The sequence below is a fragment of the Sorangium sp. So ce385 genome (assembly GCF_051474135.1).
Lineage (GTDB): Bacteria > Myxococcota_A > Polyangia > Polyangiales > Polyangiaceae > Sorangium > Sorangium cellulosum_D.
Genome location: NZ_CP150337.1, coordinates 9,352,370 through 9,374,945, shown reverse-complemented (window position 1 = coordinate 9,374,945; position 22,576 = coordinate 9,352,370). Strand labels below are relative to the sequence as shown.

The following is a 22,576-nucleotide window of genomic DNA, read 5'->3' as shown; positions in this document are numbered from 1 at the left end:
CGGGGCGTCGAAAGCCTCCACGGAGGGAGCAAGAACGCGGGCCGCAACATGAAGTGAAGCCTGCCGCCTCGACAGAGAAACAACGAGGGAGCCGAGCCGCGCATGCCACGGCGAAGGCCACGTCCGCCGCGCCGCAGTCCGGAGCAGAACGCGCGGCGGGTCCCTCCGGGGTACGGGGAGCAGCACGCGTTCAGGGAGAGGTGCGGAACACGGGAGACCCGTCTGCGTTGCCGTCGTCGCGGCAAGGTGGCTCGTATAAGCCGAAGGTGAAGTCGAGCGCTGCGCAGCGGGAGTCCGAGGGGGCCGTAGTACCGTCGAGGGCCGCGACGAACAACGCGGTCGGAGGGAGAGGCCCCTGCGGTGGTCGCGTCGGTCGAGGAGGTAAGCGCGAGGGCATGGCCGGCAAGACCGGTCCCAACCACCCCCGCGGGCGCGAGCCCGAGGACAAAGTGCGACAACTCCAACGCCGGCTGTGGGTCGCGGCCAAGCGGCATCCGGGGCGCCGGTTCCACGCGCTGTATGACCGCATCGCGAGGCGTGACGTCCTCGCGGAAGCGTGGAAGCGGGTCAAGCGGAACCGAGGTGCGGCGGGCGTCGATGCCCAGACGCTCGCCGACATCGAGCAGCACGGCGTGGAGCGCTTCCTCGAAGAGCTCGGCGTCGCGTTGCGAGCAGGCACGTACCGGCCAGCAGCGGTGCTGCGCCGGTACATCCCGAAGGCGGACGGAAAGAAGCGGCCGCTGGGCATCCCGACGGTCCGGGACCGGGTGGTACAGATGGCGGCGAAGCTTGTGCTGGAGCCGATCTTCGAGGCGGACTTTCGCCCGAGCTCGTACGGCTTCCGGCCTCGTCGCAGCGCGACGCAGGCGCTGGAGACCCTCCGCAGGCTGGGAGCTCGCGGAGGCAACCACGTGCTGGACGCGGACATCCGCGACTACTTCGGCAGCATCGACCACGACAAGCTGATGAAGCTGGTCGAGCGACGCGTCTCGGATCGGCGGGTGCTCAAGCTGCTGCGCCAATGGCTCCAGTGCGGGGTGATGGAGGAGGGTCGCGAGGTAGCGACGCTCTCGGGTACACCGCAGGGCGGCGTGATCTCGCCGCTCCTGTCGAACATCTTCCTGCACGTGCTCGATGCGGCGTGGGAGCGCCACGGTGCCCATCTGGGCACGCTGGTGCGCTACGCGGACGACTTCGTGATCGTGTGCAGCACGAGGTTGGCATGCGAGCAGGCCGAGAAGCGCGTGCGCGAGGTGCTCGCGCGGCTCGGGTTGGAGCTGCACCCGGACAAGACGAGGCGGGTGGACCTCTCCTGGGGCAAGGAGGGCTTCGACTTCCTCGGCTGCCACCTGCGCAAGCGGCTGAGCGGGCGGATCTGGGAGCAGTCACGCCGACGCGTGTACTTCCTCCAGCGCTGGCCCTCTCAGCGCAGCATGAAGCGGGTGCGGCAGCGCGTGAAGGAGCTGACCGGTCGAGCCAGGAACGGGGTGAAGGACGTGCGGGTGTTGATCCGCGACCTGAACCCGGTGCTGCGCGGCTGGGGCAACTACTTCCGCACCGGGAACGCGGCGGACAAGTTCAACCAGGTCGACGGCTACGTGTGGCGGCGTCTCCGCGGCTTCCTCGTGAAGCGCAAGGGGCGCAACCTGCGCGCGGCCGAGGCCGAGGGGTGGACGAGCGACTTCTTCGTCGAAGGCCACGGGCTCTACCGCCTGCGCGGGACCGTCCAGTACCCGGAGGCTGCGTAATGCAGCGGCCCGAGAGACCGCCGGTAAGCCGTGTGCGGGAAATCCGCACGCACGGTTTGAAAGGGGGTCTTGCCCTTCATCGCCCGGCTTCGCAGCCGGTCAGGAGAAAGTAGGATCTACCAATGGCCAATGTCGCGCCCGTTTCGACCCGGTATGGCCGCGCCCCCAAGATCGCGCTCGTCCTGGCCGGCGGCGCTGCTCGCGGCGCCTACGAGGTCGGCGTCGTGCAGCACATCCTCGAGGAGGTCTCGCGCGACCTCGGCCGCGAGGCGCCGCTCGACATCCTGTGCGGCACCTCGGTGGGCGCCATCAACGTGTGCGGGCTCGCCGCGTTCGCGGACGAGGCGCGGAGCCGAGCGCGGCGGCTCGCCGCGGTGTGGACGCGCCTGCGCATCGACGACCTCGTGCGCCTCGACGTGCGCGGCGTGCTCGCCGTCGGTCACGACCTGCTCCGCGGCGGCGCCGCCGGCGCGCCCGCGAGCGGCGGCCACGCCGCGCTCCTCGACACGTCGGGCCTCGAGCGGCAGATCGCGGAGGCCGTCCCCTTCGAGCGGATCGACGGCCACCTCGAGCGAGGGCTCCTGTCGGCGGTCACCGTGTCGACGACGCTGGTCAAGAGCGGCCGCACCGTCGTCTTCGTCCACCGCCGCGAGCCCGGCCTGCCGCCCTGGAGCCACGACCCGACGATCTCCCCGCGCGCCACCGCGATCCGCGCCGAGCACGCGCTCGCCTCGTCGGCGCTGCCCATCCTGTTCCGCCCGGTGAGCATCGACGGCGAGCTCTACTGCGACGGCGGGCTGCGCCAGAACGTCCCGCTCTCGCCGGCGCGGCGCCTCGGGGCCGACGGCGTGATCGTCGTCAATCCGCGGTACATCGAGCCCGCCTCGGCCGCGCCCGAGCGCGACGCGCCGGGCTTCCCCGGGCCGCTCTTCCTGCTCGGGAAGACGCTGAACGCGCTGATGCTCGACCGGATCGACAACGACCTGGCGCGCCTGGAGAGCATCAACGGCATCCTGGAGGCGGGGCGGCGCCGCTACGGGGAGGGCTTCGTCGACGCGCTGAACGACGAGCTCGGGCTCCCGCCGGGGCGCACGCTCCGGCCGCTGCGGTCGCTGCTCATCCGCGCCTCCAAGGACATCGGCAGCCTGGCGGCGGAGTTCGTGCGCTCGCCGGCGTTCCGCGCGCGGACCACGAGCGTGCTCGGCCGCGTGATGCGGCGCCTCGCCGAGGGGGACGAGCAGCGCGAGGCCGACTTCCTGTCGTATCTGCTGTTCGACGGGGAGTTCGCGGGGCGGCTCATCGAGATAGGCCGCGCGGACGCGCGGGCGCGGCACGAGGAGCTGTGCGCGTTCTTCGAGCGGGCGCTGAGCTTTGGCGGGTTCGAGGCGAGCGCGCGCGAAGGGGGCTGAGGGACACAGGCCTCCTCCGGAGCGTCCGCACCTCTCGGGCGCTGAAACGCGATGAGGGCGACGGAGGCCTCCGCGCGCGATCTCCGCGCGATCACCGCGCGATGACGGCACGATCTCCGCGCGGCCGCAGCGCCCGGTGTAGACTCGCGCCGCGAGATGGCACCTTCGGATCCCTTCGGCTGGGTGGGCGCGACGATCGGCGGCAAATACCGGCTCGACGCCGTGGTCGGCGAGGGCGGGTTCGGGGTCGTCTACCGCGGCCATCACCTCGGGTTCGACGAGCCGGTCGCGGTCAAGTGCCTGAAGCTGCTCGGATCGCTGGCGCCGGCCGAGCGCGAGGCGTTCCAGCGGATGCTCCTCAACGAGGGCCGGCTCCTCCACCGCCTCTCCCGCGCGAGCGCCGGCATCGTGCAGGCCCTCGACACGGGCGCCGCGGTCGCGCCGTCGGGCGAGTGGACGCCCTACCTCGTGCTCGAGTGGCTCGACGGCGCCCCGCTCGACCACGACATCGCCGCGCGGCGCGCCCGCGGCGGGGCGGGGCGCCCCCTCGCCGAGGCGATCGCCCTGCTCGCGCCCGCGGCGCACGCGCTCGAGATCGCGCACGCGCAGGGCGTCGCCCACCGCGACATCAAGCCCGCGAACCTGTTCCTCACGGACATCGGCGGCCGGCGCACGCTGAAGGTCCTCGACTTCGGCATCGCCAAGGTGCTCGGCGAGCTCTCGAGCATGACGCAGGCGATGGCCGAGACGGGCAGCGCCCTCCGGGCCTTCACCGTCCACTACGGCGCGCCGGAGCAGTTCCACCAGCGCTTCGGCGCGACCGGGCCGTGGACCGATGTCTTCGCGCTCGCCCTGGTGCTCATCGAGGTGGCGTCGGGCGACCGCGCCCTCCTCGGGAGCGACGTCACGCAGCTCTACATCGCCGCGACCGATCCGGCGTTCCGCCCGAGCCTGCGCGGCGCGGGCGTGAGCGCGCCCGAGGCCGTCGAGGCGGTGGTGCGCCGCGCGCTCGCGGTCGAGCCGCGCGAGCGCTACCGGACGGCGGGCGAGCTCTGGGGAGCGCTCGAGGCCGCCATGGCCGGGGCGGCCGCGTCCGTCGGCGCGGTCGCACCTGCGGCGGGCAGCTCGCTGGCCGGCGCGGCGCCGGCGGCTGCGGCGCCGGGCCTGGCGGATACGGCGACCGCGAGCGCCGACGCCGCCGCGCTGGGTCCGGCCGGCGCGGCATCCGCGCTGGAGGCGCCCCGCGGCCTTGCGGGCGCGCCGTCCGTTCTCGCCTCGCCGCTCGCCCCCGAACCCGCGCCACCGGCCGCGCCCCTCACCACGATGCGCGGCATCACCGCGAGCGCGCCGCCGCCGGGAGCGCTGCCTCCGGGCTCGCTTCCGGCCGCGCCCGCGCCCGCGGCCGCCAGGTCCGCTCGGCGGCGCGGCCTGCTGCCCGCGGTTGCCTCGGCGGTCGCGCTGGCCGCCGTCCTCGGCGCGGGCGCCGTCGCGTTCTTCCAGCACCGCGCCCACGACGACGCGCTGCCGGCGCGCGCGCGCGGCGGCCTGACCGCGCCGCCGTCCAAGGCGCCGCCCCCGCCGGACATGGTCCGGGTGCCCGCGGGCCGGTTCACGATGGGCAGCGCCAAGGGCGGCAAATCCGAGCGGCCGCCCCACGAGGTCACCCTGACCCGCGCGTTCGACCTCGATCGCACCGAGGTCACGGTCGCCGCCTACCAGCGCTGCGTCGACGCGGGCCGGTGCACGCCGAGCGGCCTGCACGGCCCCCGCGCCAGCGACGCGGACGTGGAGCAGCGCGGCGCGCTCTGCACCGCGGCGGATCCCGCGAAGGCGCAGCACCCGATCTCCTGCGTCGATCAGGCGCAGGCGGCCGCGTACTGCGCCTTCGTCGGCAAGCGGCTCCCGACCGAGGCCGAGTGGGAATACGCCGCGCGCGGCGCCGACGGGCGCGAGTACCCGTGGGGCAACGAGCCGCCGGGGTGCGCGCACGCGGTCGTGTCGCGATCTCCCGGGCAGGTCTGCGGCGCGCGCGGCAAAGGCACCCAGGAGGTCGGCTCGGCCACCGCCGGGGCGAGCGCGTCGGGCGCGCTCGACATGGCGGGCAACGTCTGGGAATGGGTGGCCGACGGCTGGGACCCAGGCGCCTACGCGAAGGGCGCCCAGACGGATCCCCAGGTGCCGGCGACCGGCAGCAAAGGCGTGCTCCGCGGCGGATCGTGGGACTTCTCGGCGAGCACGGCGAAGTCGACGTTCCGCTTGGCGTTCGATCGCGAGGCGGGCGACGTCTCGACCGGGTTCCGCTGCGCCCGCACGGTCGATTGACGGCGGGCTGCCGGGGATGCGCGAGCTGCCACGACGCTGCCGTCCGGGTGAGCAGGTTCCTTCCAGCCGAGATGAAGATGGGCTATCTGTTTGACCTTGGTCGAAGGTAGATTCACACCTCGAACGGCGAGATAGGATATCTGGACAGGTGTGGTCGTGTGGTCCAGCGCGCGCTGACGTCGTTACGAGCTCGTCCGCGCGCAGGCCGCCGGCGACGCCCGCGCCGCGCCTCGACGCAGCGACATCGCACCGAGGCCCCCCGGTCAACCTCTGCTGAGCGCACAGGAGCCCATGCAAGAATCCGAGAACATGATCTCTTTCGAGGAGCGCCGGATGCAGCGCGTCATCGATGCGGTCGCGCTCGCGTCGACGGGAGAGGTCGAGCTCGCCCTGAAGCAGCTCGGGGCCGTCGAACAGGATGCCTTCGGGGTGGTCGAGGAGGCGCTGCGGGTCTTCCTCTCCGAGCTCTCCGCGACCGCGGAGCAGAACGCGCAGGCGCTCGCCGCGCTCGCGGCCTCCAAGCGCGAGCTCGAGAGCCAGCTGGAGACCATCCAGCGCCAGGAGTGCGCCATCCGGGAGCTCTCGGTGCCGATCATCGATATCTGGCACGGCATCCTCACGCTCCCGCTCGTCGGGCTCATCGACTCGGTGCGGGCCGTCGAGGTGACCGAGCGGCTGCTCGCCCGCGTGGCGGACGACAGCGACGTCGAGTGGGTGATCCTCGACCTCACCGGCGTCACGGTCATCGACTCGATGACCGCCCAGCACCTCGTCAAGCTCGCCCAGGCGGTGCAGCTCCTCGGCGCTCGCTGCGTCCTCACCGGGCTGGGCGGCCACGTCGCCGAGACGCTCGTGACGATCGGCGTGTCGTTCGACGAGCTGAACCCGATGCGCAGCCTGCGGGAGGGCCTCAGGTTCTGCCTGGCGCAGCGCAGGGCGGGCGCCGCCGCCCTGGCAGCGCACGGGGAGCACTCGGCACCCCGCACGCAGCCCTAGCGTCGGCGCGCGGTCACCTCGCCAGCGGGCGCGCGCGCGTTGGCCTCGGGGACAGCGGGGCGGCGCCCACGGCCGACTGCCCGGAGCGGCGGAGCGCATAGGCGATGCCGCTCTGGAGCGTGCCCATGGTGACGATCGCGTTCATCTCGATGTCGAGGCTCACCATCGCCTGCGCCACCTCGGCGCGTATGCCGGTGAGCACGGCCTCCGTGCCGAGCAGGCGCAGCGCGTTCGCGGTGCTCACGAGGGTCCCGGCGATCTGGCTGTCGATGTGCTTCATCCCGGTGATGTCCAGGATCACGACGCTCGCCTGGTGGCGCTGCGCGCCGTCGAGCGCGACCTCCAGCACCTGGGCGGCCCGCGCGGCGTCCATGGTGCCGATGAGCGGCATCACCATGATCCGGTCGGTGATCGGGATGAGCGGCGTGGAGAGCTCCGCCAGCATCGCCCGCTGCGCCTCGAACACCTGCCGCTGCAGCGCGGCCCGCTCCCGCTCCGCCTGCTCGCGCTGCGTGAGCTCGATCGTGAGCCGCTCGTTGCTCGCGCTGAGCTGCGCGTTGGAGCGCTGGAGCTCCTCGGTGCGCTGCGCGACCTCGGCCTCGAGCCGCCGGTTGGCGTGCTGGACCTGCTCCTTCACCGACCGCATGCTCGAGAGGAGCACCGCGTTCTCGATGGAGATCGCCGCCTGGGACGAGAGGAGGACGAGCAGCTCCACGCGGCTCTCGTTGAAGGCCTTGCTGACCGCGTTGTTCTCCAGGTAGAGGATGCCGCTCAGGCGGCCCTGGTGGAGCAGCGGCAGGCAGAGGACGGACCTCGTGCGCCGCGCGGCGATGCAGGGGTCGTCGGAGAACCGGGCATCGGCGCCGGCGTCGTCGAGGACCAGAGGCTCGCGGGTGCGCGCGACGAGCAGCGCCACGCTGTGCGGCAGGTCGGCGCGCGTGTCGAGCGGCTCGCTCGGCCCGAGCGCGAGCGCCTGCGGCTCGACCCCGAAGGTCGCCTCGACGAAGAGCCGCCCGTCCCGCTCCAGGAGCAGCGCCCCCCGCTGCGCGCCGGCGTTCCCGAGCACGAGCATCACCAGGCGCTCGATCACCCGCGCGAGCTCCGTCTCGCCGGCGATGCCCTGCACGGCGCGCACGATGAGCGCAGCGTCCCGCAGGTCGCCGACCGTCGTCCGGCCCAGGAGGGTCCCCGCGTGCGCCGCGCCCGACACCGCCGACGGGATCGACGAGATCTGCGCGCCGTCCTTCGACGAAGGCAGCAGCGCGGCGTGCTCGCGCGCGAGGGCGTCCGCCTTGGCCGTCGCTCCCCAGTGGCGATAGCCGAGGTACGCGTCGACCATGTACGCGCGCGCCACCTTCGCCCTGCCCTCGCGGAGGTGCAGCTTCGCGCACAGCTCGTTCGCGAGCGCCTCGTCATGAGGAAACTCGTTCTCCCGGGCCAGGCCGATCGCCCGGTCGTAAAGGCCCATGGCCTCGAGCTGCGCTCCGGAGATGCGCGCCTCCTCGGCCTGGATGAGCAGCAGCGCGTGCTGGAAGTTCATGGGAGCGCTCGCGGCGCGGCTCGCGATCCGCTCCTTGTGACGGGCGATGGCCCGCGCGCGGCGCTCCGCCTCGTCGGGCGAGGCCGCGGCGGGCAACGCGAGCAACGCCAGGCACGTATAGAATTGCAGACGTACCGGGCAGTACAGGCCGAACATGCCCGCGCTCTTGGCCTCGGCGTCGTCCGCGATCGCCGCGGCCGCCTCGCAGTCTCCGGAGAGATAGCGGAGCTGCAGCTTGAGCATCGCGTGCACGAAGAGGGCCGCGCCATCCTCCCTATCGATGAGGCTCGCCAGGAGCTCGTCTTCGTCGAGCTCGTCGTCGCTCAGGCTGTCGCGGCCCCGCGTCCGTCCTTGCAGGCACGCGATCGCCTGCTTCACGAGCGTGAGCACGGCCGTGCAGACCGTGTCCCGGATTCGCCGTGCCACGACGAGGCCCCGCTCCACCTCCTCGCGCAGCTCCTCGAGCGGATAGCCCGCGGCGAACTGGACGCAGACCGCGGTGCTCCATGCGGCGCTGAGATAGGCGAAGTCGCCTGACTCCAGCGCTTCTTGTCGCGCCTTCACCAGATAAGGGACCCCGGCGCGCACCGGCTCGAACACATAGGAGTACGAGGCGAAGACGTTGTGCACCTTGGCGGCCAGGCTGGGGTTTCGGAGCTTGTCGCTCAAGGCGAGGCCGACCAGGCCGAACGCACGGCCGTCCGCGGGCCGCCCCTGCACGGCCGCGAGCAGGAACCCGTAGGCGTTGTACGCGAAGGCGGACACGTCCGAGTTCCCGTACCTCAGCGAGAGGCTCACCTGCTTGAGGACGAACAGCGGGTACATCTCCGGCGTCGCGCAGAAGACCGGTACGACCATGTCGCACAGGAGCTGGAGCAGCGCCTTCTGCTCCGGGTCGTCCATCATCGGCGCGTCGATCAGGTCTTCCATGCGCCGGCCCGCCAGGTTCGCGTCGACCTCGGCGAGCTCGGCCTGGAAGCATGCCTGTAGCTCCGCCTCGGTGCTCGGCAGCGCGAAGCCGAGCAGGCCGAGGCCCTCGCGGCCCAGGCGCACCGCGTCGGCGAAGCGCCCCAGCGTCGCGTAGAGCAACACGCGGAGGCTGTAGATCTGCGCCCGCTCGACGTTCGACCTCGCTCGGGGCAGGAGCGACGTGAAGAGCGCCTCGGCCCGCTCGGGCGCGCCGCTCAGGTACACGCACTCCGCGTCCTCGCGGCCGAGCGCGAACGAGAGCTCCTCGTGGCGCTCCCACCCCGCGTCGCCGAGGAGCTCGAGCCCCGCGCCGAAGTAGCCGGCGGCCGCGCGATAGGCTGTCCTGGTCTTGGCCGCGCGGCCTGCCCGCAGGTTGAGCCGGGCCACGGCCGCCCGCTCTGCCTCGTTCGCCAGATGCCGCGCGCCCAGGTTGAGGTGGCGGACGATGTCGAGCAGGTGGTCGTCGTGCGGCGCCTCGCCGGCGCGCGCCCACAGCAGCCGCCCGATCTGCAGGTGGAGCGCCTCCTTCTGCGCCGGGTCGACGAGCGCGTAGGCCGCCTGATGCACCCGGTCGTGCAGGAACCGATACGACACGTTGAGCTCGCAGGGGACCCCCGGCGGCTCGCCGCAGGCGCTCTCGTCGAACCAGCGATAATCGCTGTCGAGCGGCACGATCAGGCCGCCGCGCAGCGCGTCCCACAGGTCGGCGGCCGCCATGAAGGGCGGCTTCTGGAGGATGGTCGCCAGCGTGGTGAGATCGAACCCGTGCCCCAGGCACGCGGCGCGCTCCAGGGCGCGCTGCGTCGCCGGCGGGAGCCGGTGCAGCTTGTCGAGCATCAGGTCGATCACGTTGTCGGCCGCGACCGCCGCGCGGACGCGCGCGACGTCCCACGCCCAGGCCTCCGAGGACGCGTCGAACCACAGCGCCCCCGCCTCGTGGAGCGCGCCGAGGAGCTGGCTCAGGAAGAACGGGTTGCCCTCGGTCTTCTCGAAGACCAGCGCCGCGAGCGGCGCGACGGCCTCCGGTCGCGCGCTCAGCGCGTCGGCGACGATCTGCGCGACGGTCGGCGCGTCGAGGGGCTCGAGCGCGAGCTCGGCGATGGACACGCCCGCCTCGCGGAGCTCGCCCAGCGTCGCGAGCAGCGGGTGGGCGGCGTCCACCTCGTTGTCCCGATACGCGCCGATGATCAGGAGGCCGTTGCCCTCCACGTCCGTGAGCAGGCGCTCGAGGATCCTGAGCGACGCAGGATCGGCCCACTGCAGATCGTCGAGGAAGAGGGTCAGCGGGTGCGCCGGCGCAGCGAAGACCCGCGCGAAGCGCTGCACCAGGAGATCGAAGCGGTTCCTGGACTCCGTCGGCCCGAGCGTCGGCACGTCCGGCTGAGGCCCGAGGAGCAGCTCGAGCTCCGGGATCAGCTCCACGAGGAGCCGTCCGTTCGCGCCGACCGCCGCGAGCAGCTTGCGCTTCCATTCCTCGACGGCCGCCGCCGGCTCCGTCAGGACCTGCCGGATGAGCTCACGGAGCGCCTGCGCCACCGAGGCGAGCGGGACATCCCGGTTGATCTGATCGAACTTCCCTTTCGCGAAATACCCGCCATGGCGGGCGATGGGCTTGTGGATCTCGTTCACCAGCGCGGTCTTGCCGACGCCGGAGTAGCCCGAGACGAGCACGAGCCCGGGCGCGCCCCGGCGAGCCCGCTGAAACGCGGACAGGAGCGCGCTCACCTCGCGCTCGCGGCCATAGAGCCGCTGCGGGACCCGCAGATCCAGGGGCCGGTCGCGGTGACCCAGCGGAAATGGATCGGCCCGGCCCGCCGCCTCCCACCGCCGGAGGCACTCCTCGAGATCCGATTTGACCCCGCGGGCGCTCTGGTAGCGGTCCTCCGGCGTCTTGGCCAGGAGCTTCATGACCACCTCCGACAGCGCGCGGGGCACCCCCGGCGCGCGCTCGTGCGGCGGCGTCGGGGTGCGCGCCATGTGGCTGTGAATGAGCGCGGTCGGATCGAGCTCCTGGAACGGGAGGGCCCCTGTCAGCATCTCGTAGAGCGTGACGCCGAACGAGTAGAGATCGGCGCGCAGATCCACGCTCCGGTTCATGCGACCCGTCTGCTCGGGGGCGATGTACGACAAGGTGCCTTCGAGGGCGTCGGGGAGGGCCGTCTCCGGTGTCTCCCTCGAGAGGCGCGCCGCGATGCCGAAGTCGACGAGCCGCGGGCTGTGCGTCTCCTCGTCGATCAGGATGTTGTGCGGCTTGATGTCCTTGTGAATGATCCGGAGTCCGTGGAGCGCGTCGAGGGTGCCCGCGAGCGCGATGGCGATACGGAGCGCGGTGTCCACGTCGAGCCTGCGCGCCCTCAGCAAGGCGTGCAGCGAGGAGGGGCCGAGATCCTCCATGACGAGCGCGAGGCCCCTGCCGCATTTCTCGATCGCATGGACCCTGACGACCCCGGGCACCTCGCCCGCGTCCCGCAGGATGGCGAACTCGCGCCGCAGCCGCGCGAGATCCCTCGCTGTCGGGAACTCGGACCGAGGGACCTTGACAGCGACCGGCGCGCCGTCCTCGTCCCGGCGGCCGCGGTACAGTACAGTCTCGGAGCCCTCGTACACCGCTTCAAACAGCGTATGACCCGACAGATCGATCATGGCAGCAAGGTCCCCTCCATCCCGTGCCAGCCATCCGAAGAAGCGCGCTCCCCCGCCCGAGCACCGCTCGTAGCTCCTTCGGACAGAAGCTCGTGAGGCCGGGAGAATACCGACCAAGGTATAGAAGTCCAGCGTTACAGGAACGGTGCACCGCGCGGCCTCGCGCCTCGCCGTGGTGTCCCGCGCTGCATTGCGTTCGCCGAGACAGCCATCGTCGGCGCTCGCGCGGCCGTCGCCGGGCCGGGAGCACCGTTCCGAGGGGGCGCTCGGTGTCGCGGAGCGCTCCAGGCGGACCCGGCGGCGGTCGAATCGACGGCGCGACGCCGGAGCTGAGCCGTCGCGATGGGGACCGGCCATCTAGAGGTTACCGCGATGTCCGCGCACCTCCGCGTCGTCCGAAAGCCCCGCTCGCCGGATCCCCCTGTCGACGCGCAGCCCACCTCGTCGGAGGTCCTGCGCGGCCTGCACGCCCGGAATCCCGCGGCGGAGCGACGCCTGCTCGATGCTTACGCGGGCCTCGTCGAGCGGATGCTGTTTCGCATCCTGGGCGATGTCCGGACCCTGGAGGATCTCGTGCAGGACGTGTTCGCCCGGGTGTTCTCCCGCATCGACGACGTGCGTGAGCCCGAGTCGCTGAGGCCGTTCATCACCAGCGTCACCGTGTTCGTCGCGCGCGAGGCGATCCGCAAGAAGCGGCGGCACCGATGGCTCGCGTTCTTCGCGAGCGACGAGCTGCCGGAGATCGCGGCCAGCGTCGATCCAGAGGCCCGGCAGGGGGTGCGCGCCTTCTACCGAGCCCTGGAGACGCTCGATCCCGACGAGCGGCTGGCCTTCACGCTGCGGATCGTCGAGGGCCAGGAGCTCGCCGAGGTGGCCGCCGCGTGCAACGTGTCGGTGGCGACCGTCAAGCGCCGGCTCCAGCGCGCGGAGACGGCGTTCGTCGAGCGCTGCAAGAAGGATGACGTGCTTGCCTCCTGGCTCGCGGAGGGCGACCGATGGACGTGAGGACGAAGGACATCGCGGCCCTGGGGCGCCGGGTCGCCGCGCACCAGGACGCCGCGCTCGAGCGGCTGGCGCGGCCCCGTGCGGCGGATCGGCTCCAGGCGATCTACCGCAAAGAGGCCGCGCTCTCGCTGCGCGCGAGGGCGGCTCCCTCCCCGCGGCGGCTCGGCTTCGCGCTCGCCGCAGCGTGCGTCGCCGCTTCCGCCCTCTTCTTCTTCGCGCTGTCCCGGCCGCGCGACCCGTTGACCTACCGGGTCGACGGGTCGCCGGGCGCCGTGGGCCGGTGGGTGGCCGCGGACGCGTCGCGCGTCGGGCTCGATTTCTCGGACGGGTCGCGCGTGGACCTCGCGCCGGGGACGCGCGCCCGTGTGACCGAGGTCGGTCCGCTGGGCGCCGGGGTCCTCCTGGAGCGCGGATCGCTGCACGTGCGCGTCGTGCATCGCGACGACACCCGGTGGGTGGTGGCGGGAGGGCCGTTCGAGGTGCACGTGATCGGCACCGAGTTCGACGTCACGTGGGACACGGAGGCCGAGGAGCTCGCGGTCTCGATGAGCGCCGGCCGCGTGCGCGTCCTGGGCCCCTGCGTCGAGCCGCCGGGGCGCGCCGTCGCCGCGCCCGAGTCGATCCGGCTGACGTGCGCGGCCCCGCGCGCCGCCGCCCCGCACGCGCCGCCTCCGGCGCCCGATCCGAAGGCGAGCCCGCCCGACGGCCCGCCGGACCTCCCCCCGCAGGCGAGCGCCGCCGCGCCCGCGCCGGCCGCGCCTCCTTCGCCGCCGGCCCGCGCGGAGGCGCCCTCGGCCGCGGCCCCGTCCGGCGGCTGGCGCGCGCACCTCGCCGCGGGCAGGCTCGCCGAGGCGTTCGCGGACGTGGAGCTCCTCGGCGTCGACACGGTGCTCGAGCGCGCCGCCGGCGCGGAGCTCGTCGAGCTCGGATCCGCGGCGCGGCTCGCGCGCAAGCCGGACGTCGCGGCCCGGTTCTACGAGACGGCGCGCCATCGGTTTGCCGGGAGCGACGCCGCAGCCGTGGCGGCGTACCACCTCGGCCGCATGGCGTTCGACGGGCGCGGCGCCTGGGCGGAGGCCGAGCGCTGGTTCGCCGTGTACCTCGCGGAGAGGCCGCGCGGCGCGCTCGCGCCGGAGGCGCTCGGCCGCTCCCTGGAGTGCGCGAGGAACCTGAAGCTCCACGCGCGCGCCCGCGAGCTCGCCGCGCGCTACCTCGCGGCCTACCCGAACGGCGCCCACGCCGGCCTCGCGGCGACGATCGCCGGTGGGGCCGATTGACGCTGCGCCCGCGCACGTCACGGGGGTCGGGCCGGCGCCGGCGGAGCCTGTCCGGAGCGCGCGCCGCGGCGCGCTCGATGGGCGGCGCGCTCGTCGCGCTCGTGGCGTCCCTGGCGCTCGCGGCGCCGTGTTTCGCCGACGATCGCTCGCCGATCACCGTCGTCGCCGGTGCGCGCGGCGCGCTGGCGCACCGGCTCTCGCAGGAGCTCGAAGCGGCGGGCTTGCCGGTGCGGGTCGAGGCGAGCCCGACGGCGGTCGCGCCCGGCGGGCTGCTCATCGTCGTCCCCGAGGGGGATGAGGGGGCCATCGAGATCTGGTCGGCGTCGGGCGGGCGGGCGGACCTCGTCGCGAGCGTGGCGCCCGACGGCCCGCTCGACACCCGGGTGCTCCGCGCGGCGGAGCTGGTGCGGGCGCTCCGGTCGCCGGCCAGCGCCCCCACCGACGCCACGCCGGCGGCCGTCGCGCCGGCGCCGCTCCCGCCCGCGCCCGTCGCGCCTCCGGCCGTGGCCGTGGGACCGGGCGAGGCGTGGCGGAGCCCGCCGCTCGGCGCGTGGGCGCCTCCGGCGCCCGCGTTCCCGGTGCCCGCGGCGCCGAGGTCCGCGCTCGTCGATGTGGGCGTCGCGATGGCCGTGGGGTGGCAGGCGCCGGGGGTGTCGCTGGCGCTCGATGCCTCGCTCCGGATCTGGCCTTCGGCCCGGGTCGGCGTCGGGCTCCTCGCCGACCTGCCGCTCGTCGGCCCGACGGTCGACGCGCCGGAAGGCGAGGTCGGCTTTCGCGCCACGCTCCTCGGCGCCGAGCTCGTCCTCGCGCCCGTCGCGAGGACGGGCCGTTTTGGGCTCGTCCTCTCCCCTGGCGTGGGCCTCGCGCACGTGAGCGCGTCGGGCGAGGCGAGGCCGCCCTACCTCGACAGCGACGAGTCCACGATCACCGCCCTCGTCTACGGGCGAGGCGAGGCGCGACTCCGGCTCATCGACTCCCTGGCTCTCACGGCGGGCGCGCTCGGCGGCGCGGCGATCCCTCCTGTCGATATCCGCTTCGTGGGACGGGTGACATCGACCTTCGGCCCGCTCGCGTCGTTCTCGCTCGGCGTCGTCGTCGAGCGGTGAGCCGCCGGCGCGGCAGGCGGCCATTCCTAGGAGCAGGTCGCGCAAGTCCTCAACCGAGATCGGAGAGTGCTCCTTGAAACAGCTCATCGTACCTGGATCCATCGCGCTCAGCGTGCTCACGGCGGCATGCGACACGATTCCGCTCGATCCGATTCGCGGCGATAACGCCGGCGGCGATGCAGCTGGAGAAGGCGGAGCCGGCAGCAGCGGCGGCAGCGGCGGCAGCGGCAGCGGCAGCGCCGCTGGCAGCGGCAGCAGTGCCGGCAGCGGCGCCGGCGGCGTCGATGCGCCCGGCGCCGGCGATTCCCTCTGGAGCCTGCACTTCGGCTCGACGGTACGCCAGGCCAGCGTCTCCGGGGGCCGCATCGCCGTGGACGGGGCGGGCCACGTCATCCTCGCGACCGAGGTCGCCGATGGCGTCGACCTCGGCGACGGCCCGCTCTCGACCGAGGGCCGCTCGGACGTCAGCCTCGCGAAATTCGACGGGGAAGGACAGCTCCTCTGGCACAAGCGACTCTTCGACGCGGGCTACGTGCAGGATGTCGCCGTCAATCCGGCGGGGCTCATCTCCATGACGGGACGCACTGGCCAAAGCAGCATCGATCTCGGAGGCGGTCCGCTCGTGGGGCAGGGGGAATCGCTCGACGCCTTCGTGGCCGTCTTCACGGCAGACGGAGAGCACGTCTGGTCGGCTCGAAACGGCGCAGGATCTTATGTATTGTGGGACCGCATCGCCGTCGACGCAGCCGGGAGCGTGGTCGTGGCCGTGAGCTTCACGGGCCAGATCAGCCTCTGCGGGCGCTCGCTGACCAGCGCCGCCGTGGACGACTCGTACGTCGCGAGATTCGATCCCGCGGGGCATTGCCTCTGGGTCAAGCAGCTCGGCGCCACGGAGATGCACGACGTCGCGCTCGATGCGACGGGCAACGTCGTCCTCGCCGGGAGCTTCGGGTACGGCGACGTCAAGACGATCGACCTCGGCGGCGGGCCGCTGACCTCCGCCGGCGGCGAGGACGTCTTCGTGGCGAAGCTCGACGCTGCCGGAGCGCACCTCTGGAGCAAGCGGTTCGGCGACGAGGCGCTCCAGAGGGCGTACGGCGTCGCGATCGACGGCTCCGGAGCCGTGGTGATCGGCGGGACGTTCCTCGGGAGCGTGGATTTCGGCGGAGGCGCTCTGGTGAGCGCGGGCGGGTTCGATTTTCTCGAGCCCGGCTCGGTCACGTGGGGCGGCAACATGTTCGTGACCAAGTTCGGCCCCGCGGGCGAGCTCCTGTGGGCCAAGCGCTTCGGGGAGCACGGGCCCCAGACGGCGCTGGACGTCGCGGCGAACGTGGGAGGCGACATCGCCATCACGGGCTTGCTGTACGGCGATGTCGATCTGGGCACGGGCCTCATGGACTGCACCTATGGCGATGCCTTCGCCGCGAAGCTCGACGCGACGGGCGCGGTGCGCTGGGCCAAGCACACCGGCGACAGGGGGCGCCAGTACGGCCAATCCGCCGCCATCGACGGGACCGGCAGCGTGTTCGCCGCCGGGCCGTTCCTGGGCACGATCGACTTCGGCACGGGGCCGCTCGTGAACCCGCCGTCGGAGTCGGCCTTGGATTCCTTCCTCGTGAAATTCGGGCCCTGAGGCCGCGAGGTCGGTGGTGTGACGGGAGCAACGAACTCGTACTCAGTGGAGCTCTTTCTATGTCGCTCATCCATAGCTCGATTCGTCTGATAAGCTTCGTGGCGCTCGGCCTCTCGTGGCTCGGAGCGACGTCTTGCCTGCCGCGGTCGGAAGAGGACGTGGGTCCCGGCGCTGGCGGCGCCGGCGGCGGCGGCGGCAGCAGCAGCAGCAGCGTCGGCAGTGCCAGCGGCAGCAGCGTCGGCAGTGCCAGCGGCAGCAGCGTCGGCAACGGCAGCGGCGCCGGTGGACGCGACTCGGAGACCGGGAGCGGCGGATCGCCCGCCTGCGTGAACGACGCCTACGAGGAGAACGACGCGCCCGCCTCCGCGGCGCCGCTCGCCTACCGAGAGGGAGACACGTGGTTCTCGAAGATCGATTTCGTCCTCTGTTCGGGCGACGAGGACTGGTACCTGCTCGATACCACGATCGGGCTCGAAGAGGTCAACTGGAGCCTCCGCGTCCTGGCCGCCGGGGCGGAGCTGTGCGGCGCAGCGTGCGAGCAGTACACTCCGCCGCCCGGCCCGGAGAACACGGTGATCGTGGAGGTCTACAGCGCGGACACGATGGATCTCATCGGATCTGGGCAGAGCGATCACGGACGGGTGTGGCTCGACGGCGGCGGGCTGGACTCGGCGAACGATCTTCTCCTCCGCATTTATGGTCCTCCCGAGGCGGCCTACCCGTACGACATCACGTTCTCCGCCGGGTCCGATGTAGGCGGGGACGAGTGCGAGTGCTGAGCGTCGCCGAGAGCGCCGAATAGAGCGCCGAAGCGGTCGCGCCGCCGGAGCGCGAGAGCCAGTCGGGCTGGTTCACGGGCTGACCGGCGCGGCCGCGCTCCTCCTCGTCCTCTCTGCGGTGTTCGCGCGCTCGGAGGCGGTCCGCGCCCTGTTCCTCCTCGGGTTCACGGCCGGCAGCTCGCTCGCCATGGCCGGCATGACCGCGCTCCTGTCCTGGGCCATGACGCGCGCCCCTGCGGCGCGTCCGTCGTCGGCCGGCGAGATCGCGCCCGCCGAGAAGCTCCGCCTCGCCGCGTCGGCGCTGTCGATCGGCCTCGGGGCGTGGCGGCTCCTGCACGCGTGGTGCCCACCGGGCGGGCGGTCTCCGCGTTGCGCGATATCGGCCATGTGCCAAAGAACTCGACCCCACACCCGATGAAGAACGCGACGATCCCTGCCCGGTTCCACGAGACCGCGGACGCCCGCCGTCGCTTCGGCGATCAGCTCGATCGCCTCGCCCCCTTCCTGCTCCGCGTCGATCCCGCGGCCGACGCCGTCGTGGAGGCGTTCGCGTCGATGCCCTCGGGCCAGGGCTTCCGCCTCCTCGAGGCCGCCCTCGCGCGCGGCATCGACCACGTCGCGACCGAAGCCCCGCCCGAGCTGCGGGCGCTCTTCGCGGAGGTCGATCACGTCCCGGTCTGGGTGGACTGGGACGCCGTGAACCGCGGCGGGGCCGCGTTCCTGCGCACGGGCGTGCTCGGCGCCGTCCTGCTCGCGATGCAGTCGCTCATCCGCGGCTACGCCTCGCCCGGCGGGAACAAGCCGCTCGTCTTCTCGGGGAGGCTCCGCGAGCAGGCCGGGCGCCGCCTCGGCGAGACGAGCCGCTTCGTCTACGCCGTCAGCCAGGCGAACGGCATGCGCCGCTACGGCGAGGGCTTCGCGATCACCGTGAAGGTGCGCATCATGCACGCCCAGGTGCGGCGCCTCATCCGCGCGAGCGGCCGGTGGCAGACGGCGCTCTGGGGCGAGCCGATCAACCAGCACGACATGGCCGCAACGGCGCTGCTCTTCTCGGTCGAGGTGCTCGACGGCCTCGACAAGCTCGGCTACCACGTCCCGCCCGGCCAGCGGGAGGATCTCGTCCACCTCTGGCGCTACGCGGCCTACGTCATCGGCGTCGAGCCGGAGCTCATCCCCGGGTCCTACGCCGAGGCGAGGCGCCTGATCGAGATGATCTTCGCCACGCAGGGCGCGCCGGACGACGACTCGCGCATGCTCGTCGACGCGCTGGTCACCCACGGCATCCGCAGCGCGCGGACCGACGGCGAGCGCCGGCGCGCCGAGCAGGCCATGGCCGTCTTCTGCTGCGTCTCCCGCGCGGTCCTCGGCGAGGCGCTCGCCGAGCAGCTCGGCATTCGCCGGCAGAGCTCGCTCCTCGCCGTGCCGCTGCTCCGCGCCGTCGCCGCCGCCTCGAGCCGCGCGCACGCGCTGCCGTCGCTGCAGGACCTCGCGCTCGACCTCGGCGGCCGCTACTGGCAGCGCACCATCGCGGTCGGCCTCGGCGGCCGTCCGGCCGACTTCGCCCCTCCGGAGCGCTTCGCCGACGGCCAGCCGTGAGCGCGTGCGCGCGCGCCCGCGGCAGCGCAGAGGCCGAGCGCCCCCGCGCGGCCGGCGGCGGCGCTCAGCCGCGGAACGGGCCGCGCACCTCGAAGGTGATCCCGAGCCCGGCCCCGCCGAGCCCGCGCTGCGAGCTGAAGTAGAGCCGGTCGCCGGCGGGGCTGAACGCCGGGCCGGTGATCTCGGAGCCCGCGTGCCCCTCGATCTGCAGGAACGGCGCGACCACGCGATCCGGCGTGATGAGACACAGCTGCATGTCGTCCCCGTCCTCGGCCACGAAGATGTCGCCGGAGCGCGAGACGACGAGGTTGTCGACGCCGCGCAGCGGCGACTCCGGGTAGAGCTCCGCCGTGTAGATGCACTCCAGGCTGGCGCTCGCCGGCGAGTAGGCCCAGACCCGGTTGTCGCCCTTCGTCGTGAAGTAGACGATCCCATCGTCGTACCAGCAGCCCTCGCCGCCGTTGAACGCCGTGGTCCGCCCGGACGTGAGGGGGTTCAACGCCGCCGAGATCCATTTCTCGACCCGGACCCAGCTGACCGTCCCGCTCAGGCCGTCCGTGCTCCACTGGACGCGCGCCGCCTCGAGGCGCCCGCTGGACAAGGACGGATAGGCGTCTGGGGTGAAGCGGTAAAACCTGCCGTTCGGGCGATCCTCGGTCAGGTACAGGCGGCGTCCCGAGGGATCCACGGCGACCGCCTCGTGGGCGAACGTCCCGAGGTCGTGGCGCCGCTGCGCCGCGCGGCCGTCGAGGTAGCACTCGAACACGTTGCCCCCGTCCCACTCCTCGCACGACAGCCACGTCCCCCACGGCGTCGGGCCGCCCGCGCAGTTCGAGGTGGTCCCGCTCAGGATCGTCTTCGCTCCGGTGACGCGCCCGGCGGCGTCGAACCGCACCATGGCGGCGCCGCCGATCAGGGGCACCTCGCTGTTCGACGTGTAGACCCAGCCCCCGTCGTCGAGCGGGAAGCAGGCTCCGCCGTCCGGGGCCACGTGCCAGGTGTGCGAGGTCCCGACGACCGGCAGCCCGGTCATCGCGAGGATGCGCGAGGTGAAGCCAGCCGGCAGTCGAAGCCCGCTGTCATCCGGGGTGGAAGCGACGGGACCGTAGGGGCTCGTCCCCGGGTGGGCGGGCGCGGCAAAGGCGTGTCGCCAGAACCCCGAGCCGAGGGCGAAGGCCGCCGTGGCGGCCGAGGTGCGCAGCAGATCGCGACGTTTCATGCGCGCGATTGTCCGCGGCGCGTGTTCGCCTCGCGTCACGCCTCGCCGGAAGTTCGATGACGCGCCACGGACGGAGCGGCGGGCCGCCTGCGCCGCGTCTGCCCGCTGCGAGCGCGCCGAGCCGAGCCAGGTCGCGGCCCGCCGCCGTGCGAGGCCGTCGCCGCCGTCCGGCGGGCCCCGCTCCGCGCGCGCGCCCGGCGGTCGGGGTTGAACCGCGCTCCCGTTCTGCGGTACGAGCGCGATCATGGAGATCATCCCCTACGGCGGTTGGAAGCGCGCCGCGCGCATCGTCTGCGGCGACACGGAGGTCGTCGTCACGCTCGACATCGGCCCGCGGATCATCCGCTATGGCGTCGTCGGCGGCCCGAACGAGCTGTCCGAGATCCCCGAGGATCAGGGCGCGACGGGCGGGACCAAGTACAGGTTCTACGGCGGCCACCGGCTCTGGATCGGCCCGGAAGACGAGCAGCGGACGCTGCAGCCGGACAACGACCCGGTCGAGCACCGCGAGGAGAACGGCGCGCACGTGTTCCGGTCCGCCGCGGACAAGCACGGGATGCAGAAGGAGATCCGCATCACGGCGGACGCCGCGGCGGGCAGGTTCGTCCTCGATCACGCGATCGAGAACCACGGCGCCTATGCGGTCGAGTTCACGCCCTGGGCGCTGACCGTGATGGCGGGCGGCGGAGAGTGCCTGTTCCCGCAGGCGCCGTTCTTCCCGCACCCCGAGCGCGTCTTGCCGGCGCGGCCGCTCGTGCTGTGGCCGTACAGTGACATGACCGATCCCCGGTGGACCTGGGGCAAGCGCGTGCTCCGCCTGCGGCAGGTCGCCGGCCAGGGCCCGCAGAAGGTGGGTATGCTCGTGAGCCAGGGCTACGCGGCGTACGCGAACCACGGGAACGTGTTCCTGAAGCGGTTCCCGTTCGTCGAGGGCGCCACGTACCCGGACATGGGGGTCAACTTCGAGACCTTCACGAACCAGGACATGCTCGAGGTGGAGTCGCTCGGCCCGCTCCAGCGCGTGGAGCCCGGCGCCCGCGCGCTGCACCGGGAGGCGTGGTACCTCCTGAAGGGCGCGCAGCCGCCCGCCGAGGACGGCGCGTGCGCGGACTGGCTCGAGGCGGTCGCGAAGGATCGGCCGCTGTAAGACCGCGCGCGCCGAGCCCGCGGCGGGCGCGCCCCGTCAGCGCCGCGCGGCGATCTTCACGTCGCCGGACACGACGCTCCGGGTCAGCGGCCGCGCCAGGAAATCGTGCGGGAAGCCGAGCTCGACCGCGCTGGCCCGGTCGAGCCGGGCGCGCTGGTCGTCCGTCAGCCGCACGTCGAGGGCGCCCAGGTTGTCCTCGAGCTGCTTCAGGGTCCGCGCGCCCAGGATCGGCGCGGTCACCGCCGGATTCAGCAGCGTCCAGGCGATCGCGATCTGCGACGGCGTCTTGCCGCTCTCGGCCGCGACCGATCTCACCACCTCGGCGATGGCGAGGCCCCGCTCGGTCAGCGCGCCGTTGGCGACAGCGATGTTCTTTCGCGTGCCGACCGGATCCGCGGCGGCCTCGCCCGCGGGCAGATCGGCCTTCGAGTACTTCCCGGAGAGCACGCCGCTGCCGAGCGGCGCCCACGGGACGACCCCGAGGCCCATCTCCTGCGCCATCGGGATGAGCTCCCGCTCGACGGTGCGCTGGATCAGGCTGTACTCGATCTGCAGCGCGATGAGCGGCGCCCACCCGCGCAGATCCGCGATGGCCTGCATGCGGGAGACCTGCCAGGCCGGCGCGTCGGAGATGGCGACATAGACCACCTTCCCCGACCGGACGAGGTCGTCCATCGCGCGCAGGACCTCGTCCACGGGCGTCGTCCCGTCCCACGCGTGCAGGTACAGGATGTCGATGTAATCGGTCGCGAGCCGCCCGAGGCTCGCCTCGACCGAGCGCACCATGTTCTTGCGGTGGTTGCCGCTCGAGTTGGGGTCTCCCGGCCGCATGCTCAGCGTGTACTTGGTGGCCAGCACCAGGCGCTCTCGCCGGTCGCCGGCGAACTCGCCGACCAGCCGTTCGGACGTGCCGTTCGTGTACTTGTTGGCCGTGTCGATGAAGTTCCCGCCGCGATCGACGTAGGCGTCGAAGATGCGCCGCGACTCGTCGCGGTCGCTGCCCCACCCCCAGTCGTCGCCGAACGTCATCGCGCCGAGCGCCAGCGGGGAGACGCGCAGGCCCGAGCGCCCCAGCAGCCGGTAGGTGTCGAGAGAGAGTGCGTTGGTCATGGTTGGCTCCACAGGTGCGGCGGGCGCGTCAGGCGCCCTGCCTGGATCCGGACGTTAAGGCCTTGGCGCCCTGCGAA

The 22,576-nt window shown here is 72.9% G+C and carries 14 protein-coding genes; 11 read left to right on the top strand and 3 right to left on the bottom strand.

Annotated elements, in window-relative coordinates:
* Nucleotides 1-449 precede the first annotated feature (449 nt).
* The 4 genes from ltrA to WME83_RS33990 all read left to right on the top strand — a co-directional run bounded on the left by ltrA (nucleotide 450) and on the right by WME83_RS33990 (nucleotide 6,475).
* On the top strand, nucleotides 450-1,748 hold the full coding sequence (ltrA, locus tag WME83_RS34005) for a group II intron reverse transcriptase/maturase (RefSeq protein ID WP_437313606.1): 1,299 nt from the start codon (nucleotides 450-452) through the stop codon (nucleotides 1,746-1,748).
* 122 nt (nucleotides 1,749-1,870) lie between these two features.
* Nucleotides 1,871-3,157, top strand: coding sequence for a patatin-like phospholipase family protein (locus tag WME83_RS34000; RefSeq protein ID WP_437313873.1), 1,287 nt, complete (start codon nucleotides 1,871-1,873; stop codon nucleotides 3,155-3,157).
* 156 nt (nucleotides 3,158-3,313) lie between these two features.
* The gene (locus WME83_RS33995; protein WP_437313872.1) at nucleotides 3,314-5,479 is read left to right on the top strand and encodes a bifunctional serine/threonine-protein kinase/formylglycine-generating enzyme family protein; all 2,166 of its coding nucleotides are present in this window, start codon (nucleotides 3,314-3,316) and stop codon (nucleotides 5,477-5,479) included.
* Between the two features lie 309 nt (nucleotides 5,480-5,788).
* A complete protein-coding gene (locus WME83_RS33990; protein WP_437313871.1) occupies nucleotides 5,789-6,475 on the top strand; it encodes an STAS domain-containing protein in 687 nt (228 codons plus the stop codon).
* 13 nt (nucleotides 6,476-6,488) lie between these two features.
* On the opposite strand, the gene WME83_RS33985 is transcribed toward WME83_RS33990, so the two are convergent.
* Complete coding sequence (locus tag WME83_RS33985; protein WP_437313870.1) at nucleotides 6,489-11,627, bottom strand: AAA family ATPase; 5,139 nt, start codon at nucleotides 11,625-11,627, stop codon at nucleotides 6,489-6,491.
* 372 nt (nucleotides 11,628-11,999) lie between these two features.
* On the opposite strand from WME83_RS33985, the gene WME83_RS33980 reads away from it, so the two are divergent.
* The 6 genes from WME83_RS33980 to WME83_RS33955 all read left to right on the top strand — a co-directional run bounded on the left by WME83_RS33980 (nucleotide 12,000) and on the right by WME83_RS33955 (nucleotide 19,023).
* Nucleotides 12,000-12,632, top strand: coding sequence for an RNA polymerase sigma factor (locus WME83_RS33980; RefSeq protein WP_437313869.1), 633 nt, complete (start codon nucleotides 12,000-12,002; stop codon nucleotides 12,630-12,632).
* Nucleotides 12,623-13,909 (top strand): FecR domain-containing protein, encoded by a 1,287-nt coding sequence (locus WME83_RS33975; RefSeq protein ID WP_437313868.1) that lies wholly within the window; start codon nucleotides 12,623-12,625, stop codon nucleotides 13,907-13,909. Before WME83_RS33980 ends, WME83_RS33975 begins: the two co-directional genes overlap by 10 nt.
* A gap of 77 nt (nucleotides 13,910-13,986) precedes the next feature.
* Complete coding sequence (locus tag WME83_RS33970) at nucleotides 13,987-15,015, top strand: hypothetical protein (protein ID WP_437313867.1); 1,029 nt, start codon at nucleotides 13,987-13,989, stop codon at nucleotides 15,013-15,015.
* 73 nt (nucleotides 15,016-15,088) lie between these two features.
* Nucleotides 15,089-16,648: a hypothetical protein gene (locus tag WME83_RS33965; protein ID WP_437313866.1), complete on the top strand. Its 1,560-nt coding sequence runs from the start codon at nucleotides 15,089-15,091 to the stop codon at nucleotides 16,646-16,648.
* Nucleotides 16,649-16,707: 59 nt separating this feature from the next.
* The gene (locus WME83_RS33960; protein ID WP_437313865.1) at nucleotides 16,708-17,427 is read left to right on the top strand and encodes a hypothetical protein; all 720 of its coding nucleotides are present in this window, start codon (nucleotides 16,708-16,710) and stop codon (nucleotides 17,425-17,427) included.
* Between the two features lie 414 nt (nucleotides 17,428-17,841).
* The gene (locus WME83_RS33955; RefSeq protein WP_437313864.1) at nucleotides 17,842-19,023 is read left to right on the top strand and encodes an oxygenase MpaB family protein; all 1,182 of its coding nucleotides are present in this window, start codon (nucleotides 17,842-17,844) and stop codon (nucleotides 19,021-19,023) included.
* Between the two features lie 64 nt (nucleotides 19,024-19,087).
* On the opposite strand, the gene WME83_RS33950 is transcribed toward WME83_RS33955, so the two are convergent.
* A complete protein-coding gene (locus WME83_RS33950; RefSeq protein WP_437313863.1) occupies nucleotides 19,088-20,242 on the bottom strand; it encodes an alkaline phosphatase PhoX in 1,155 nt (384 codons plus the stop codon).
* Between the two features lie 244 nt (nucleotides 20,243-20,486).
* Between WME83_RS33950 and WME83_RS33945 the strand changes: the two genes are divergently transcribed.
* Nucleotides 20,487-21,389, top strand: a complete 903-nt coding sequence (locus tag WME83_RS33945) for a hypothetical protein (RefSeq protein ID WP_437313862.1) — start codon at nucleotides 20,487-20,489, stop codon at nucleotides 21,387-21,389.
* A gap of 36 nt (nucleotides 21,390-21,425) precedes the next feature.
* Here the strand turns inward: WME83_RS33945 and WME83_RS33940 are convergent, their stop codons facing one another.
* The gene (locus tag WME83_RS33940; RefSeq protein WP_437313861.1) at nucleotides 21,426-22,499 is read right to left on the bottom strand and encodes an aldo/keto reductase; all 1,074 of its coding nucleotides are present in this window, start codon (nucleotides 22,497-22,499) and stop codon (nucleotides 21,426-21,428) included.
* Nucleotides 22,500-22,576: the final 77 nt, after the last annotated feature.

Bases quoted from the DNA above. Each gene is read 5' to 3' on its own strand.
- WME83_RS33980 (WP_437313869.1), top strand. From the start codon at position 12,000: ATGTCCGCGCACCTCCGCGTCGTCCGAAAGCCCCGCTCGCCGGATCCC.
- WME83_RS33960 (WP_437313865.1), top strand. From the start codon at position 16,708: ATGTCGCTCATCCATAGCTCGATTCGTCTGATAAGCTTCGTGGCGCTC.
- WME83_RS33975 (WP_437313868.1), top strand. From the start codon at position 12,623: ATGGACGTGAGGACGAAGGACATCGCGGCCCTGGGGCGCCGGGTCGCC.
- WME83_RS33970 (WP_437313867.1), top strand. From the start codon at position 13,987: ATGGGCGGCGCGCTCGTCGCGCTCGTGGCGTCCCTGGCGCTCGCGGCG.
- WME83_RS33940 (WP_437313861.1), bottom strand. From the start codon at position 22,499: ATGACCAACGCACTCTCTCTCGACACCTACCGGCTGCTGGGGCGCTCG.
- WME83_RS34000 (WP_437313873.1), top strand. From the start codon at position 1,871: ATGGCCAATGTCGCGCCCGTTTCGACCCGGTATGGCCGCGCCCCCAAG.
- WME83_RS33985 (WP_437313870.1), bottom strand. From the start codon at position 11,627: ATGATCGATCTGTCGGGTCATACGCTGTTTGAAGCGGTGTACGAGGGC.
- WME83_RS33990 (WP_437313871.1), top strand. From the start codon at position 5,789: ATGATCTCTTTCGAGGAGCGCCGGATGCAGCGCGTCATCGATGCGGTC.
- WME83_RS33950 (WP_437313863.1), bottom strand. From the start codon at position 20,242: ATGAAACGTCGCGATCTGCTGCGCACCTCGGCCGCCACGGCGGCCTTC.
- WME83_RS33945 (WP_437313862.1), top strand. From the start codon at position 20,487: ATGGAGATCATCCCCTACGGCGGTTGGAAGCGCGCCGCGCGCATCGTC.
- WME83_RS33955 (WP_437313864.1), top strand. From the start codon at position 17,842: ATGAAGAACGCGACGATCCCTGCCCGGTTCCACGAGACCGCGGACGCC.
- WME83_RS33995 (WP_437313872.1), top strand. From the start codon at position 3,314: ATGGCACCTTCGGATCCCTTCGGCTGGGTGGGCGCGACGATCGGCGGC.